This window comes from Pseudomonas sp. BF-B-30 (genome assembly GCF_019956305.1).
Taxonomy (GTDB): Bacteria; Pseudomonadota; Gammaproteobacteria; order Pseudomonadales; family Pseudomonadaceae; genus Aquipseudomonas; species Aquipseudomonas jessenii.
Window position 1 is genome coordinate 25,512 of sequence record NZ_JAHBDG010000034.1, and the last position, 16,189, is coordinate 41,700.

Here is a 16,189-nt window from a genome sequence, read left to right on the forward strand (position 1 = left end):
CCACAATTCAGACCTTCAACACCTTCCCGCCAATCGCCACCGCCACCAGCAGTACCGCCATCAGGGCAAAGGCGAAACTCAAGCTGCTGCCATGGGCGACGAAGCCGATGACGGCGGGGCCTGCCAGGATGCCCGCATAACCCAGGGTGGTAATGGCCGGCACGGCGATGCTTTCGGGCATGACCGTCTGCTTGCCGACTGCGGTGTACAGCACCGGCACAATGTTCGAGCAACCGGCACCCAGCAACGCATAACCCACCAGCGCCGCTTCCCAGCTCGGTGCGAACGTCGCCAGAAACAAACCTGCGGCGGCGGTCAGCCCGCCGGACACAATCACCCGCGTCGCGCCCAACCGTCGTACGATTTTGTCACCGGTCAAACGCCCGGCCGTCATGGTCAAGGCAAACGCCGCATAACCGAGCCCCGCATACGCTGTGTCGATGCCACGTTCCTGTGTCAGGAACACCGCGCTCCAGTCCAGCGCAGCGCCTTCGGCGAGGAACACGATGAAGCACATGCCGCCAATGAACAGGACGATGCCATGGGGCACGGCAAACGCCGGCCCCGAACTCTCGCTGCCGTAGGGCAACAGATGCGGCACGGCCTTGGCCAGCGCGATCAGCAGCAACACGATCACCACCAGCGTGGCCCCCAGGGGGGAGATCCCCAGGCCAAGCAATCCGCTGACGCCTGCCGCGCCGACAATCCCGCCCAGGCTGAACAGGCCATGGAACCCCGACATCATGTTTTTGCCGCTGGCGCGCTCGACGATCACCGCTTGCAGGTTGACCGTCGAATCCACGGTGCCCAGCCCCGCGCCGAACATGAACAATGCGGCGATCAGCGCCGGAATCGACGACACCGTCGCCAGCAGCGGCAGGGCGGCACAGATCAGCAGGGTCCCGCCGGCCGTCACCCGCCGGCAGCCGAAACGTGTGGACAGGATCCCGGCCAGCGGCATCGCCAGGATCGAACCTACCCCCAGGCACAGCAGCAACAATCCCAGGGTGCCTTCATCCAGTCCGGCCCGGGCCTTGGCATAGGGCACCAGCGGTGCCCACGCGGCGATGCCGACCCCGGCGATGAAAAAGGCGATGCGCGTGGACATCTGTTCCAGGCGCCCGGGTACGAAGGTGGTTTGGCTGTTGAGGCTGGTCATGACAATCCTTGGCAAAAAGCGTCGCGTCCTCAACGGACAGTGATCGGCCTGTGAGGGTTCGATCAGTGCCCGGAAAGTTTTACGGTCAAACAGGGCGATATGGTTGCACAGCGTCGGTGTTTTTCGCGATATGTTGAGCCATTCCAATGACACACGGAGGGCGCCATGGCTCAGAGGTACGATGCACGGGGCAACATTTACATCGTGGTAACGCCCGAAGAGCTGCGCCGTCAGGGCATCGACCTGCCCGACCAGGCCAGCCAGGCAGCGCAAACCCTTGAAGCCTGGGCGCCAGCCGCGATCGAGGCTTGCTGCAGTTGGGCTCCAGGCACTCAAGCGTCCGGTAGCAAGGATCATCGCAGCGACGGTTTGCTGGTCGGACCGTTTCAGTCGTCGCCTCCCTTTGATCTGTTGATCGTCAACACCGACGGTACCCTGGCCGAGCGCAGTGGCAACGGGCTGACGATTTTTTCCCAGGCCCTCAGTGATCAAGGGCTGTTGCCGCAGAACGAAGCCTGTCTGCTCAGGGTTCACCACGACAAGGCTGATTCGCCTTCGCCGGGGCAGACTTCAGTGAAAGCCGCAGAGGTCGAGGGCGTGAAGGGTTTTTGGCTCGATCTGGGCCAGCCGGGATTCGGGCCGTCGGCGGTCAGTGCTCACGGGGTTGAAGCGGCGATGTTCAATGGTCGCGAACTCAGCCACGTTGAACAATTGTCGGCACTCAATAGTGCATGGTCGCACAGTCAGTTCGCGCGGGTCGGCAATCCCCATTGCGTGACGCTGGTGGAAAGTGCCGAGGACCTGCCGAGCAACGAGCAGATGCGCGAGCCGGCACTGGGTGAAGGGCTGACGCGAATCGCCTACGCCATGCCGGTCGGCGCAGGCAAGCCTTGTCCGGCGGGAGTCAACCTGCAATGGGCAATGCGCGTGTCCGAAGGACACATCGCCGCGCGGGTATTCGAGCGGGGCGAGGGGCCGACGGCGTCGTCGGGGACCAGCGCCAGCGCGGTGGCCTGTGCGGCCTGGCGGGCAGGTTGGGTAAGCGCCGGGGAGGTGAAGGTGACGATGCCGGGTGGCACGGCGCCGATCTTGCTGGCGGAAGAGTTGGGGGAGTTGAGTCGGGTCAGTCTGTTTGGTACGGCTCGGTTAATTGATTGACTTCAAAATAGCTTTCGCGAGCAAGCCCGCTCCCACAGTTGACCGAGTTGTCCAGACAAACGCGATTAAATGTGGGAGCGGGCTTGCTCGCGAAGAGGCCAGGCCAGACAACACCAAACTCAGTCCAGCCCACTGAACTCCACCACCGGCATCGTCCGCTTCATCAAGACCTTGCCATCGCGCACTGAGTACAGCGGCAACCCCTGGCTGCGGATCATCTCGTAATCACTCTCCGCCGACAGAATCAGCAGGTTCGCCGGCCGCCCGCGCTCCAGGCCATAGCGATCGCCGAGGTTCATGGCTCGGGCGCTATTGTCCGTCACCAGGTCCAGCGCACTTTGCAGATTGCGATAACCGAGCATGTGGCAGATGTGCAGGCCGGCTTCGAGAACCCGCAGAATGTTGCCGTTGCCCAGCGGATACCACGGATCGACGATGGAGTCCTGGCCGAAGCACACGTTCATGCCTGCTTCCAGCAACTCGTTGACCCGGGTCACGCCCCGGCGTTTCGGGAAACTGTCGAAGCGACCTTGCAGGTGGATGCTTTCGGTGGGGCAGGAGACAAAGCTGATCCCCGAATGCCCGAGCAAGCGAAACAGTTTGGCGCAGTAGGCGTTGTCGTAGGAGCCCATGGCCGTGGTGTGGCTGGCCGTGACCCGCGAACCCATGTCGCGGCTGCGGGCCTCTTCGGCGAGCACTTCGAGAAAGCGTGAATGCGGGTCGTCGGTTTCGTCGCAATGCACATCCACCAGGCAACCGCTGCGTTCGGCCAGGTCCATGAGAAACTTCACCGAGCTGACGCCCTGATCGCGGGTGTATTCGAAATGCGGAATGCCACCTACCACGTCGGCGCCCATGCGGATCGCTTCTTCCATCAATTCGCGGCCATTGCGGTAGGACTCGATGCCTTCCTGAGGGAATGCGACGATTTGCAGGTCGACCAGGTGCCGGCTTTCCTCGCGTACTTCGAGCATCGCCTTGAGCGCGGTCAGTTGCGGGTCGGTGACGTCAACGTGGGTGCGCACATGCTGGATGCCGTGGGCGGCGAGGGTCTGGATGGTTTTCTTTGCCCGGGCCTTGGTGTCTTCCTGGGTGATGGTCGCCTTGCGTTCGCCCCAGCACTCGATGCCTTCGAACAGCGTGCCGCTCATGTTCCAGCGCGGCTCGCCGGCGGTCAGGGTTGCGTCGAGGTGGATGTGCGGCTCGACAAAAGGCGGTACCACCAGGTTGCCGCCGGCATCCAGATCGTCAGGGCCCAGGGTCGGGGCTTCGATCTGGCGGCCGATGCTGCTGATCAGGCCGTTTTCCAGGTTCAACTCATGCAGGCCTTCCTGGTTGCGCAGACGGGCATTGATGATGTGCATCGGGCAGATCCTTTTGGCGAATCGTTTAGGCAATACTCTTACGTTAGCTCGCCAGCGGCGATTCCCGCCAGTGACATTGATCACCACCGTTCAAATGTGGGAGCGGCGGTGCGGCGATCCGACTTGCTCGCGAAGACGGTGTGTCAGCTACATAGATGCTGGATGTACTGCCGCTTTCGCGAGCAAGCCCGCTCCCACAGGGGATTGGGTTTGTTCTGGAGGATTACTGCAGGGGCAAAAACCGCAGCAGCGCCGCGACTACCGCTTCGGGCGCGTCTTCCTGAACCAGATGACCGGCGTTGGGAATCGGATAAAACCGCGATCCGGGAATCATCTGCTGCAAGGCCCGCCCGCGTTCGATGGGAATCCACTGGTCATCTTCACCCCAGAGAATCTGCACCGGGCAGCGAATCGTCGAGTACAGGCCCTCGGCCTCGCAGGTATAACGCTCGTTCATCTGCGCGATCTGCCGGTAGAACGCCGCTTGCCCCGGCTCTCCCAGCCACGGCTGAACATAGGGGGCGAGTTCGTGGTCCGGGATTTTCCGCTTGATCGCCCCGCGGATGTAAGCCGGCACGATCGCTTGCTGGATGTAATCGGGCAGTCCGCTGAAGGCGGCTTCATGCTGGCGCACATGCTGCACGAACGGCGAACCCCAGGGCGTGAGCGCCACCGGGTCGATCAGTGTCAGGCTGCGGTAATCCTTGCCGTTTAGCAGGTGCGTTCGCAGCGCCGTGGCACCGCCAAAGTCATGGGCCACCACGTCGGGGCGAACCAGGCCCCAATGATCCAGCAACTGCGTCAGCAATTCGTTCTGCACACCCAGGGACACGTCACCATCAACTTTCTCGGATTGCCCGTAGCCCAGCAAATCGAAATAGTGCACCCGGTGCGTGGTGATGAAGTGCGGGGCAATCCGGTGCCAGACATAAGAGGAGAAGGGCGTGCCATGCACGAACACCAGCGGCGGGCCGTCGCCGCGCACGGCGTAGCGCACGGAGTGCCCTTTGAAGCGGTAGGTCTGGGGCAGTGGCCAGTCAGTCATAGGTGTGTCCTCTTGGCGGGTGCGAGGCAAAAAGCATAGGCATAAAAAAACAGCCGATGAAGGCTGTTTTCTTTTTCTCTGACAAAACGCTGTTCCATTGTGGGAGCGAGCTTGCTCGCGATGGCGTTGTGTCAGTCACATCGATGTTGAATGTGGCGCCGTCATCGCGAGCAAGCTCGCTCCCACAGGGTTCTGCAATTGTCTGCCGGCTTATTCGCCGCGATAGATGCACCCGCTGGTGCAGGTCTCGTGGATACGGATCGCGCTGAGTTCCGGCAGCAGAGGCTTCAATTCCTGCCAGATAAACTTGGCCAGCACTTCGCTGGTCGGGTTTTCCAGGCCAGGAATGTCGTTCAGGTAGTTGTGGTCCAGACGCTCGTACAGCGGCTTGAAGATCTCTTTGATTTCCGAAAAATCGCGGATCCAGCCGGTGTGCGGGTCGAGGTCGCCGCTCAGGTGGATTGCCACTTTGAACGAGTGACCGTGCAGGCGCCCGCACTTGTGGCCGTCCGGTACGTGGGGCAGGCGGTGGGCGGATTCGAAGGTAAACTCTTTGAAAATTTCCACAGTATCTTCAGCTCTGTTCAGGTGGCGTTCGCCGCAGCGATTCGGGCAGGTGGCGAGTTTACCAGTTTGTCCTGACTAAAGGGTCAGCAAGCGCTCGCCCAGGCGACCGTTGGCGGCCAGTTCGAGGAATTCGTCGCCCAGGCGGCGGCTTTCGTCCATGGTCGTGCGCCAGTATTTCTGCCGGCTCGGGGCGTCGCCCATGAAACGCTTGAAGTCGTTACGGTCTGGCAGTTTGCCGTAGGGCAGGCGCGCCAGGTATTCCTTCGACGGCGCCAGCAACAGCACGTTCTGCAAGCGAGCCGGGCAGGCGCGGCGCCACGGCAGGGTCTTGTCGAACCAGCCGGGAATCACCCGGTCGGTGAAATGCGGGTAAAGCACGATGTCGTTGCCGCTGTAGGGCAGGTCCAGGTGGTAATCCAGCAGACCGCCGTCGCGGAAGGTACCGGCGCCGGCGCCCGGCAGATCGCGCACGCCTTGCATCACCATCGGGATCGAGCCCGAGGCCAGCAGGGCCTGGCGCAAGTTGCCGGCATTGAGGGCGACGAAGCGCGACGGGAAGTCATTCAAGGCATTGACTGGCGGCGCCAGGCGCGGGTCGTGGATGATCAGGCGTTCGAAGTGTCGTGCCAGCCGCGCCCGGCCGCGCAGGTTGTCGGCGATGACCGACGACAGGCCCAGCCCGAGGCGGCCGCGATGATCGTCGGCCAGCAGGCCGTGGCTTTTGACCACCATGATGTTCAGGCGGTAATGGTTGTTGTCGAGGATCGAGGCATCGCGACCGTCGAGCAGGTCATTGAGCATTCGCTGTGAGCTCTGGCTGATCTGCGCCATGGTCACGCCCTTGGCAAAGTGTTGCTCGGTGTAGAGCTGTCCGAGACGCCGGATGCCCTCGGCGGCGTCCGGCAGGCAGGCGCTGGCGAAGCGCCAGGAACCCACCGATGCGCCAATCAGCGAGCGTTCCCGCGGTGCCGCCGGCAGCCACTCGCCGAACAGCGCCAGGTCCAGACCCTGAATCCCCAGTGCCTTCGGACCGCCAGCGGCGCCAGGCAAGGTGCCGACGTCGGCGGCGTTCAAGCCGCTGTCACGAATGCGCGCAAAGGCACCTGGACCGGCCTTGAGGGTCAGGGAAGGGAACTTGATGTGGATGGCGGTCATTAAAGTCTCGAAGTCTGTTCAGCGGGCAGATTATGTGGGAGCGGGCTTGCTCGCGAAAGCGGTGTGACCGTCAACACATTAATGGCGACTGACACGGCCTCTTCGCGAGCCAGCCCGCTCCCACAGGGCATTTGCGGTGTTGCCAATGATGGCAATTCAGTTTCAATTAAGTTCATCCGGTTAAGGTGGCGCCCACAGGCAGCACCTGAAGAAATACGGAGACACCCATGAAAACCCTGACCACCCTGTTCACCGCGTCGATCCTCGGCATGACCGCAAGCCTCGCCCACGCCCGGGAACTTGGCCCGGATGAAGCGCTGAGATTGCGCGACGCTGGTACCATTGTGTCGTTCGAGACACTCAATGCCAACGCGGTGGCCAGGCATCCGGGTTCCACCGTCAGTGAAACCGAGCTGGAACAGCGTTATGGCAAATACCTGTACAAGGTCGAGCTGCGCGATCCTCAGGGCATCGACTGGGATGTGGAATTAGACGCTGTCAGCGGGCAGGTTCTCAAGGATCATCAGGATTCGTAATGAAGGTGTTTTTATTCAAGCGATGCACCGGTAGCCGGATGGCGCTGTTGCTTCTGGCGTTTTGCTCGGCAGTGTTGGCCCGCGACCTGGATCAGGATGAGGCCCTGAGCCTGCGTCAACAGGGCGTGATCCTGCCGCTGGAGCAACTGCTGCAGCAGGCGATGGGTCACTACCCCGGTGCGAAGCTGCTGGAAGCCGAGCTCGAAGAAAAACACGACGTCTACATTTATGAAGTCGAGCTGCTGACCCCTGAGGGCGTGGTCCGCGAACTGGGCATCGACGCCACCACCGGCCGTTTACTCAAAGACAAGGAAGACTGATCCATGCGTTTGCTCCTGGTGGAAGACCATGTGCCCCTGGCCGACGAACTGCTGGCCGGCCTCAATCGCCAGGGGTATGCGGTGGACTGGCTGGCCGATGGTCGCGATGCGGTACATCAGGGCAGCACCGAGCCTTACGACCTGATCATCCTCGACCTCGGTTTGCCCGGCGTGCCGGGGCTTGAGGTGCTGGCGCAATGGCGCGCGGCGGGGCTGGCCACGCCGGTGCTGATCCTGACGGCCCGAGACTCCTGGGCCGAACGCATCGAAGGCCTCAAGGCCGGCGCCGACGACTACCTGACCAAGCCATTCCATCCCGAAGAGTTGTTTTTGCGCATCCAGGCGTTGTTGCGCCGCTCCCATGGCCAGGTCAACCAGCCAACGCTCAAGGCTGCCGGGTTGCATCTGGACGAAGGTCGCCAGTGCGTTGTGCGCGACGGCGCGGACATTCAATTGACCGCAGCGGAGTTTCGCCTGTTGCGTTATTTCATGCTGCACCCCGAGCAGATCCTCTCCAAAAGTCACCTCGCCGAACACCTCTACGACGGTGAAACCGAGCGCGATTCCAATGTGCTGGAAGTCCACGTCAACCACTTGCGCCGCAAGCTCGGCAAAAGTGTGATTGAAACCCGTCGCGGCCAGGGTTATCTGTTCGGCGGGCAAGCCCGGTGAGATCGATCCAGCGCCGCTTGAGCCTGGGCCTGATCAGCGTGATGGTGGTCGTTGGCCTGGTGCTGGCGCAAACCAGCCTGTGGCTGTTCGAATTGGGGTTGCAGCGCTACCTCGAAGCCGGGTTGCGCAATGACAGCGAGAACCTGCTGGCGGCACTGGTGCGCGGGCCGCAAGGCTTGCAACTGGATGAGCGACGCCTGTCACCGGCTTATCAACGGCCGTTCTCCGGGCATTATTTCCGCATCGATTTCGCCGACGGCCATTGGCGTTCCCGTTCTTTATGGGATCAGGAACTGCCGGTGCTCGATCACCCCGGCCTGCATGGCAACTTGCAACTGGGTCCGGAAGGGCAACAGTTACTGGTGCTGCGTACGGACTATCGACGTTCGGGGTTGCCGATCTCCATCAGCGTCGCCGAGGACTACACGCCAATTCGCGAAAGCTTCCGGCGCATGCAACAGCTCGGGTTTGGTCTCGGTTTGACGGCGTTGCTGCTGATTCTGCTGCTGCAACGGATTACCGTGCGCCGGGCCTTGCGTCCGCTGGAGCAGGCCCGCGAGCAGATTGCGCAGCTTCAGCAGGGCCAGCGTTCGCAACTCGATGATCAGGTGCCGGTGGAACTGGAACCACTGGTGGCGCAGATCAACCATCTGCTGGCCCACACCGAGGACAGCCTCAAGCGCTCACGCAATGCCCTGGGCAACCTCGGCCACGCCTTGAAAACTCCGCTGGCGGTGCTGTTGAGCCTGGCTTCAAGCGAGCAACTCGACGCGCACCCGCAATTGCGCAAGGTCCTCAAGGAGCAACTGGAGCAAGTCCAGCAACGGCTCAATCGGGAACTCAATCGTGCGCGGTTGTCCGGCGATGCGTTGCCGGGCGCACTGTTCGATTGCGATGCGGAACTCCCCGGGTTGCTGGCCACCCTGAACATGATCCATGGCGAACACCTGGCGCTGAGCTACCGCGCACCCACCGGCCTGCAATTGCCCTGGGATCGCGAAGACCTGCTGGAACTGTTGGGCAATCTGCTGGATAACGCCTGCAAGTGGGCGGATGCCGAGGTTCGCCTGAGTGTGGCCGAGACTGCAGAGGGCTTTGAACTCAACGTGGAAGATGACGGCCCGGGCATTCCCGAAGAACGTCGCGATCAGGTGTTCGGCCGAGGTACGCGGCTGGATGAGCAAACCCATGGGCATGGTTTGGGGCTGGGCATCGTGCGCGACATCGTCGATAGCTGGGGCGGCAAACTGTCGTTGCTGGAAAGCGAATGGGGCGGGTTGAAGGTCGTCATCGAGTTGCCTAAACATACTTGATGTCACACCAGGAACCCTGTGGGAGCGAGCTTGCTCGCGATGGCGATCTGTCTGTCACATTGATGTCGAATGTGCTGACGCTATCGCGAGCAAGCTCGCTCCCACAGTACCGGGCGCCGGTCAGGTGTGATGAATCTCCCGATCCTTGGTTTCCGGCATGAAGAAAATACCCAGCACCGCCGTCATCACCGCGATGACAATCGGATACCACAGCCCGTAGTAGATATCCCCCGTGGCCGCCACCATGGCGAACGCCACCGTCGGCAGGAAGCCACCAAACCAGCCATTGCCGATGTGGTAGGGAAGCGACATCGAGGTGTAGCGGATGCGTGCCGGGAACAGTTCCACCAGCCAGGCGGCAATCGGCCCGTAGACCATGGTCACGTAGATCACCAGGATCGTCAGCAGTAGCAACACCATTGGGTAGTTGGTCTTGGCCGGGTCGGCCTTTTCGGGGTAGCCGGCGTCCTTGAGGGCGGTGGCGAGGGTGGTGGCAAAGGCGTCGTTCCTGGCCTTGAAGTCGGCGGCCGGCATGCCGGTGCCCTCGAAGCTCTCGATCACTTTATCGCCAATGCGCACCTGCGCAACGGCGCCCGGCTCGGCATCCACGTTCTTGTAGGGTATTGCCCTTTTGGCCAGCACGGTCTTGGCCAAGTCACAGGAACTGGTGAATTTGGCCTTGCCCACCGGGTCGAACTGGAACGAACACTGGGCGGGATTGGCGACGACCGTGACCGGATTCTTCTCCTGCGCGATGAACACGTCGGGGTTACCGTACTGGGTCAGCGCATGGAAGATCGGGAAGTAAGTCAGGGCCGCGAGGATGCAGCCGGCCATGATGATGCCCTTGCGCCCGATACGGTCGGACAGGCTGCCGAAAATGACGAAGAACGGCGTGCCGATCAACAGGGAGCCGGCAATCAGCAGGTTCGCGGTTTGCGGTTCGATCTTCAGCGTCTGCAACAGGAAGAACAGCGCATAGAATTGCCCGGTGTACCAGACCACCGCCTGGCCGGCGGTGCCGCCGAGCAGGGCCATGATCACGATCTTCAGGTTCTCCCAGCGTGCGAAAGATTCAGTCAGCGGCGCCTTGGAAGACTTGCCTTCGGCCTTCATTTTCACAAACACCGGCGACTCGTTGAGCTGCAAGCGGATGTACACCGAGATAATCAGCAGCAGGATCGACAGCAGGAACGGAATCCGCCAGCCCCAGGCTTCGAAAGCTTCGGTGCCCAGAGCGGTACGGCAGGCGAGGATCACCAACAGTGAAAGAAACAGGCCGAGGGTTGCTGTGGTCTGGATCCACGAGGTGAAGAAGCCGCGTTTGCCCTTGGGCGCATGTTCGGCCACGTAGGTCGCTGCGCCGCCGTACTCACCGCCCAGCGCCAGGCCTTGCAACAGGCGCAGGCTGATCAGGATGATCGGCGCGGCGACGCCGATGGTCGCATAGCCGGGCAGCAAACCCACCACGGCCGTGGAGATACCCATGATCACGATGGTGATGAGAAACGTATGCTTGCGCCCGATCATGTCGCCCAACCGGCCGAACACGATGGCACCGAAGGGCCGCACGGCAAAGCCTGCGGCGAAGGCGAGCAGGGCGAAGATGAAGGAGGTTGTTTCGTTGACACCGGCGAAGAAGTGCTTGGCGATGATCGCCGCGAGGGAGCCGTACAGGTAGAAGTCGTACCATTCGAACACGGTGCCCAGGGACGAGGCGAAGATGACCTTGCGCTCCTCCCGGGTGAGCCCGCGGTTGGGCGTGCTGCCCGTGGTTGCATTGTCGATTGCTGCCATGAGTATTCTCCGTCTTGCTCTTGTTGTAGGCCGGAGTTCCCACCAACACTTACCGTACCCAGGCCCTGGGGCTGAAGTCATTGGATTACGTGGTTTGCATTCAGGTTGACGCCCGAAGGCGCTGCAAGGTTCCATGAAGCATAATCGGCTTGCGGCAGATATCCACTTGCCATCATTTGATGAGTGGGTGCAGAAACAAATGTGGGAGCGGGCTTGCTCGCGAAGGCGGCGGCACATTCAACATCTATGTGTCTGATACACCGCTTTCGCGAGCAAGCCCGCTCCCACAGGGGATGTTGCCGGGTTTAAACGCGGAACTGATCCATCAGGCTCTGCTGCTGGTTCGCCAGGCTATTGAGCGACTGGCTGACCCGCGCCGATTCATTGGCCTGGCCCGACAGCGACTCGGTCACGTCGCGGATGGTCGCCACGTTGTTGTTGATCTCCTCGGCCACCGCGCTTTGCTCTTCGGCGGCACTGGCGATCTGCATATTCATGTCGTTGATCACGGTCACCGCGTCACCGATCTGGCGCAGCGCCGTCACGGCCTGGCCAACCTGCTCGACACTGCCCTGGGCCTGACGATGGCTGTTGTTCATCGAACCCACCACCTCCTGGGTGCCGTTTTGCAGTTGTTCGATCACCAGACGGGTTTCTTCCACGGATTCCTGGGTACGCCGGGCCAGGTTGCGCACTTCATCGGCCACCACGGCAAACCCGCGCCCGGCCTCACCGGCACGGGCCGCTTCGATCGCTGCGTTGAGGGCCAGCAGGTTGGTCTGCTCGGCAATCGCACGGATTACTTCCAGCACCGTGCCGATCTTCTCGCTGTTGGCCGCCAGACCTTCGACCTGAACCATGGCCGCGCTCATGTCGGCGGCGAGGTTGTCGATACTGGCGGTGGTGCGGTCGATCACGGTCAGGCCCTGACGGGTCGCCTGGTCGGCATCGCGGGCGGCGTGGGCCGCCTGTGCGGCGCTGCGGGCGACGTCCTGGGCGGTGGCGCTCATTTCATGGGAGGCGGTCGCCACCTGGTCCACCTGGCGGTACTGCTGCTCCATGCCGGCGCTGGTCTGTGCGGCGATGGCGGACGACTGATCAGCGGTGCTGCGGGCGTCCTGCACCGAGCGCTTCACTTCGGCAATGATCGGTTGCAGCTTGTCGAGGAAACGGTTGAACCAGCCGGCCAACTGGCCCAGTTCATCCTGCTTGTCGTAGGCCAGGCGGCGGGTCAGGTCACCTTCGCCGCTGGCGATGTCTTCGAGCATGTGCGCCACGCCGAGGATCGGTCGGGTGACGCTGCGGGCCATCAGCCACACCAGCAGCAGACCGAGCAGCGCGGCGAGCACCCCCAGGCCGAGCTCGACCAGGGTACCGGCGGTGTTGCTGTCGTCGAGTTGCTTTTTCAGGGCTTCGGCCGGGCCGACCAGGACTTTCTCCGGCACGTCGAGCAGCACGCCCCAGGATTTACCGTCGGGAATCGGCTGGAAGGGTGCCAGCACTTTCAGTTGCTGATGGCTGTGCAGGCTGCCGGTCTTGCTGCTGGCGGCAAGCATGCGCAGCAGTTCGGCGCCATTGGCCTTATCCACGGCGTCCAGGCGCTGGCTGAGTTTGCCGGCGTCCGGGCTGTAGCCGGCGAGCAGGCCGGCCGGGCTGATGATGCTGACGCTGGTCTGGCCGTCATAGAGCTTCTTGCTCGCGCCCAGGCTGACCGCTTGCAGGCTGTTGAGGTTGATGTCCACGGATAGCGAGGCGATCACCTTGCCGTTGACCATCAGCGGGAAAACGATACTGGTCATCAGCACGTTCTGACCGTCGATCTCATAGAAGTAAGGTTCGATCACGCACGGCTTGAGCGTGGTGCGCGGACAGGTGAACCAGGCGTTGGCCGCTTCGCCGCTGGGGCCGGTGCTGGTGTCGGCCATGTCCTTTTCCGGCAGCGCCATGGACGTTACCTTGCCCGGCGTCGGCTGCGACCAGTAGAGGGCGAAACGACCCTTGTCGTTGCTGCCAAGCTCGGCCTGACCGGCGAACAGTTCGTCCTTGCCGTCCAGCCCATTGGGTTCGAACACCAGGGACAGGCCGAGCAGGTCCGGGTTGGCTTGCAGGGCTGACTTGACCTGGCGGGTCAGGTCTTCGCGCAGGTCGAAGGCATCGAGAAAGCGCTTCTCGGCCTGGTCACGCAGGAACAGCACCTGCCGGGAGAAGCCGTGGCCGTACTGATAAGCGTCCATGAACTGCTGGCGTATCCCCAGCGCCTGGTTTTCGCCTTGGGACTCGATCCGGGCCTGGGCCGCCTCTGTCAGCATCTCCATGCTCGAGGCTTTCACCAGCTCGGAGCTGTGCTCCATGCGGTACAGCGAAAGACCCACCAGCAGGGTCACGATACCCGCCAGGCACAGCCCGGCCAGCAGGGTGATTTTCCATTGAATGGAAAGTTGTCTGAGCGACATGGAGACGTCCTTATTCGATAAATATCTGAGACTTTGCACTGTAACGGCCGGGATTTTGGTTTCTTTATCCCGTCTATCGGCTATCAAACACTTCCCCCTGTAGGAGCGAGCATGCTCGCGATGGTCGTCAACGATGATGATGGAAACCTGATCCCCCCCGGTGCTCTCAGGTGCATCGCGAGCTCGCTCGCTCCTACAGGTCTTCACATGTCGTTACATCTCGACAGCGCCGAGGTGCTTTGACAAGGAGGTGACGCTGCGGCACAGTGCGCGCCCTCTAATAAAACCCATTCCTTAATCCGCTGGTGGCTCTTCGCAGACTGCCGGACGGAGTCTTTTCGTTTGTATCGAGGTAATGAAATGAATGCAGTAATTGCCGCGGTCGGCATCATGCTGATCCTCAGCCTGTCCCGCGTGCATGTGGTGATCGCCCTGATCGTCGGTGCGCTGGTCGGTGGCTTGACCGGTGGCCTGGGAATCGAGGCGACGCTCAAGGCTTTCAACAGCGGCCTCGGTGGCGGGGCGACGGTGGCGTTGTCCTACGCCTTGCTCGGTGCTTTCGCCGTGGCCATTGCCAAGTCCGGCATGGCCCATGCGCTGGCCGACAAGGCCCTGGCCATGGTCGATCGCCAGCACGCCAGCGGCGGTGGCCAGGTCAAGTGGCTGCTGATTGGCCTGCTCTGGGTCGTGGCCATCGCCTCGCAGAACATCTTGCCGATACATATCGCGTTTATTCCGTTGCTGGTGCCGCCACTTCTTTATGTGCTGACCAAGCTGCAACTGGACCGTCGACTGATCGCCTGCGTCATGACCTTCGGCCTGATCACGCCCTACATGTTCCTGCCGGTGGGCTTCGGCAACATCTTCCTCAATGAGATCCTGCTGGCCAACGTCGCCCGCAGCGGCGTGGACATCAGCGGCATCAACGTGACCCACGCCATGGGCATTCCGGCCCTGGGCATGGTGGCGGGCCTGCTGATCGCGTTTGTCAGCTACCGCAAGAAGCGTGTCTACGACCTGGCGAAGATCGAACAGGTCGAGCAAGTGGCGGTGCAATACAACCCGCTGAGCCTGATGGTGGCCGGCGTGGCCATCGCGGCGGCGTTCATCATTCAGTTGTTGCTCGATTCGATGATCATCGGTGCGCTGGTCGGCTTCCTGATCTTCTCGGTGTCGGGCATTGTCAAATGGCGTGACACCGACGACCTGTTCACCGAAGGCATGAAAATGATGGCGATGATCGGCTTCATCATGATCGCCGCCTCGGGGTTTGCCGAAGTGATGAAGGCCACCGGTGAGGTGCAGACGCTGGTCGAGTCGTCGGCGTCGTACATCGATCACAGCAAAGGCATTGGCGCCTTGCTGATGTTGCTGGTGGGGTTGCTGGTGACCATGGGCATCGGCTCGTCGTTCTCCACCGTGCCGATCCTGGCGGCGATCTTCGTGCCGCTGTGCGTGCAACTGGGCTTCAGCCCGTTGGCGATCGTGTGCATCGTCGGCACGGCCGGTGCCCTGGGCGACGCCGGTTCACCGGCTTCCGACTCGACCCTGGGCCCGACTTCCGGCCTGAACATCGACGGCCAGCACCATCACATCTGGGACACCGTGGTCCCGACCTTCCTGCACTACAACCTGCCGTTGCTGGCGTTTGGCTGGGTGGCGGCGATGGTCCTCTAACCCCGATACCCCTGTGGGAGCGGGCTTGCTCGCGAAGACGGCGGCACATCCAGCATCGATGTGTCTGGCACACCGCCTTCGCGAGCAAGCCCGCTCCCACATTGATCGCATTCAACTTTTGACCCGGCGTGCCGTTAAAGCTTTTAACCACGCCAACAAAAATCAAAAGAGTGAACGTCATGCGCATGAGCCTCAAGGCAAAAGTCCTGTCCCTTGCCGTCCTCCCGGTGTTGCTGTTTGCGCTGGTCATCAGCCTGACCACGCTGTTCATTCTTCAGGATCAGGCGCGCAAGGAAGTCGAGCAGACCCGCGAGCGCCTGCTCAGCGATGCCAAGGCAACCTTACAAAGCTACGTGGCCGTGGCCATGACCACGATCAAACCGCTCTACGACGCCGCCGCCCCCGGCGATGAGGCGGCGCGGGCCCAAGTGATCAAGCTGCTGTCGAGCATCACCTACGGCAAGGACGGCTACTTCTTCGGCTACGACTCCAACACCGTGCGCCTGTTCAAGGCCAATAGCCCCGAGGGCGTGGGCCAGAGCTTCAAGGACAACCGCGACCCGAACGGTGTCTACGTCAACCGCGACCTGGTGAAAGTCGCCAAGGACGGTACGCACTACCTGCAATACAGCTCGCCATTGCCTGGCAACACCCTGGTGCTGGTGCCCAAGCTCGGCTACACCGAATACCTGCCGAAGTGGGACATGGCGGTCGGCACCGCGGTCAACCTCGACGGCATCGAAGCACAAGTGGCCGTGGTCGAAGCCAAGGTCCAGGAGCGCATGCAAGGCATGGTGCTGAGTATCGTTGGCGTAGCAGTCGTGGTGCTGTTGGTGATCGCTGCTGCCGGGATGCTGCTGGCCAACACCATTGTGCGTCCGCTGCATCTGATGAAAGCCAACCTCGACGACATCGCGGCGGGCGAAGGCGATCTGACCCGCCGCCTGACCATCACCAGTCAGGACGAGCTCGG

Annotated in this window: 13 protein-coding genes and 2 pseudogenes; 7 read left to right on the forward strand and 8 right to left on the reverse strand. The window is 62.0% G+C overall.

Going from position 1 to position 16,189, the window contains the following annotated elements; all coding sequences use genetic code 11:
• Nucleotides 1-7: 7 nt before the first annotated feature.
• Entirely contained in the window at nucleotides 8-1,159 is a 1,152-nt protein-coding gene (locus KGB29_RS18540) for an MFS transporter (RefSeq protein WP_218544050.1), read from the reverse strand.
• Nucleotides 1,160-1,324: 165 nt separating this feature from the next.
• On the opposite strand from KGB29_RS18540, the gene KGB29_RS18545 reads away from it, so the two are divergent.
• Nucleotides 1,325-2,317, forward strand: a complete 993-nt coding sequence (locus KGB29_RS18545) for a diaminopimelate epimerase (RefSeq protein WP_150814162.1) — start codon at nucleotides 1,325-1,327, stop codon at nucleotides 2,315-2,317.
• A gap of 119 nt (nucleotides 2,318-2,436) precedes the next feature.
• Here the strand turns inward: KGB29_RS18545 and codA are convergent, their stop codons facing one another.
• The 4 genes from codA to KGB29_RS18565 all read right to left on the reverse strand — a co-directional run bounded on the left by codA (nucleotide 2,437) and on the right by KGB29_RS18565 (nucleotide 6,448).
• Complete coding sequence (gene codA, locus KGB29_RS18550; protein WP_057713996.1) at nucleotides 2,437-3,681, reverse strand: cytosine deaminase; 1,245 nt, start codon at nucleotides 3,679-3,681, stop codon at nucleotides 2,437-2,439.
• Between the two features lie 223 nt (nucleotides 3,682-3,904).
• On the reverse strand, nucleotides 3,905-4,726 hold the full coding sequence (locus KGB29_RS18555; protein ID WP_150814161.1) for an alpha/beta fold hydrolase: 822 nt from the start codon (nucleotides 4,724-4,726) through the stop codon (nucleotides 3,905-3,907).
• Nucleotides 4,727-4,936: 210 nt separating this feature from the next.
• Nucleotides 4,937-5,293: a 6-carboxytetrahydropterin synthase QueD gene (queD, locus tag KGB29_RS18560; RefSeq protein WP_008021670.1), complete on the reverse strand. Its 357-nt coding sequence runs from the start codon at nucleotides 5,291-5,293 to the stop codon at nucleotides 4,937-4,939.
• 75 nt (nucleotides 5,294-5,368) lie between these two features.
• A complete protein-coding gene (locus tag KGB29_RS18565) occupies nucleotides 5,369-6,448 on the reverse strand; it encodes a patatin-like phospholipase family protein (protein WP_150814160.1) in 1,080 nt (359 codons plus the stop codon).
• Between the two features lie 227 nt (nucleotides 6,449-6,675).
• Between KGB29_RS18565 and KGB29_RS18570 the strand changes: the two genes are divergently transcribed.
• From KGB29_RS18570 to KGB29_RS18585, 4 genes are read left to right on the forward strand one after another with little or no spacing between them, the layout of a single operon-like run.
• Nucleotides 6,676-6,984, forward strand: a complete 309-nt coding sequence (locus tag KGB29_RS18570) for a PepSY domain-containing protein (RefSeq protein WP_102671823.1) — start codon at nucleotides 6,676-6,678, stop codon at nucleotides 6,982-6,984.
• Nucleotides 6,984-7,304, forward strand: a complete 321-nt coding sequence (locus KGB29_RS18575; RefSeq protein ID WP_057714000.1) for a PepSY domain-containing protein — start codon at nucleotides 6,984-6,986, stop codon at nucleotides 7,302-7,304. Before KGB29_RS18570 ends, KGB29_RS18575 begins: the two co-directional genes overlap by 1 nt.
• A gap of 3 nt (nucleotides 7,305-7,307) precedes the next feature.
• Nucleotides 7,308-7,976 carry a response regulator transcription factor gene (locus KGB29_RS18580; protein ID WP_057714001.1) on the forward strand — a complete coding sequence of 223 codons (669 nt, stop codon included), beginning with the start codon at nucleotides 7,308-7,310 and terminating at the stop codon, nucleotides 7,974-7,976.
• Complete coding sequence (locus tag KGB29_RS18585) at nucleotides 7,973-9,289, forward strand: sensor histidine kinase (RefSeq protein ID WP_150814159.1); 1,317 nt, start codon at nucleotides 7,973-7,975, stop codon at nucleotides 9,287-9,289. The genes KGB29_RS18580 and KGB29_RS18585 overlap by 4 nt, the downstream gene beginning before the upstream one ends.
• Nucleotides 9,290-9,409: 120 nt before the next feature.
• Here KGB29_RS18585 and KGB29_RS18590 read toward each other — a convergent pair whose 3' ends face one another.
• The 3 genes and pseudogenes from KGB29_RS18590 to KGB29_RS28950 form a co-directional block, all read right to left on the reverse strand.
• Complete coding sequence (locus KGB29_RS18590; RefSeq protein WP_150814248.1) at nucleotides 9,410-11,086, reverse strand: MFS transporter; 1,677 nt, start codon at nucleotides 11,084-11,086, stop codon at nucleotides 9,410-9,412.
• Between the two features lie 305 nt (nucleotides 11,087-11,391).
• A complete protein-coding gene (locus KGB29_RS28945) occupies nucleotides 11,392-12,147 on the reverse strand; it encodes a methyl-accepting chemotaxis protein (RefSeq protein ID WP_371319477.1) in 756 nt (251 codons plus the stop codon).
• Nucleotides 12,148-12,249: 102 nt separating this feature from the next.
• Nucleotides 12,250-13,539: pseudogene (locus tag KGB29_RS28950) on the reverse strand (HAMP domain-containing protein); the annotation flags it as partial.
• 360 nt (nucleotides 13,540-13,899) lie between these two features.
• Here KGB29_RS28950 and KGB29_RS18600 point away from each other — a divergent pair.
• Together KGB29_RS18600 and KGB29_RS28955 are read left to right on the forward strand one after the other, a co-directional pair.
• Nucleotides 13,900-15,216 carry a Na+/H+ antiporter family protein gene (locus KGB29_RS18600; protein WP_056722503.1) on the forward strand — a complete coding sequence of 439 codons (1,317 nt, stop codon included), beginning with the start codon at nucleotides 13,900-13,902 and terminating at the stop codon, nucleotides 15,214-15,216.
• A 185-nt stretch (nucleotides 15,217-15,401) separates the two neighbouring features.
• Nucleotides 15,402-16,172 (forward strand): annotated as a pseudogene (locus KGB29_RS28955) (cache domain-containing protein); the annotation flags it as partial.
• Between the last annotated feature and the right edge of the window lie 17 nt (nucleotides 16,173-16,189).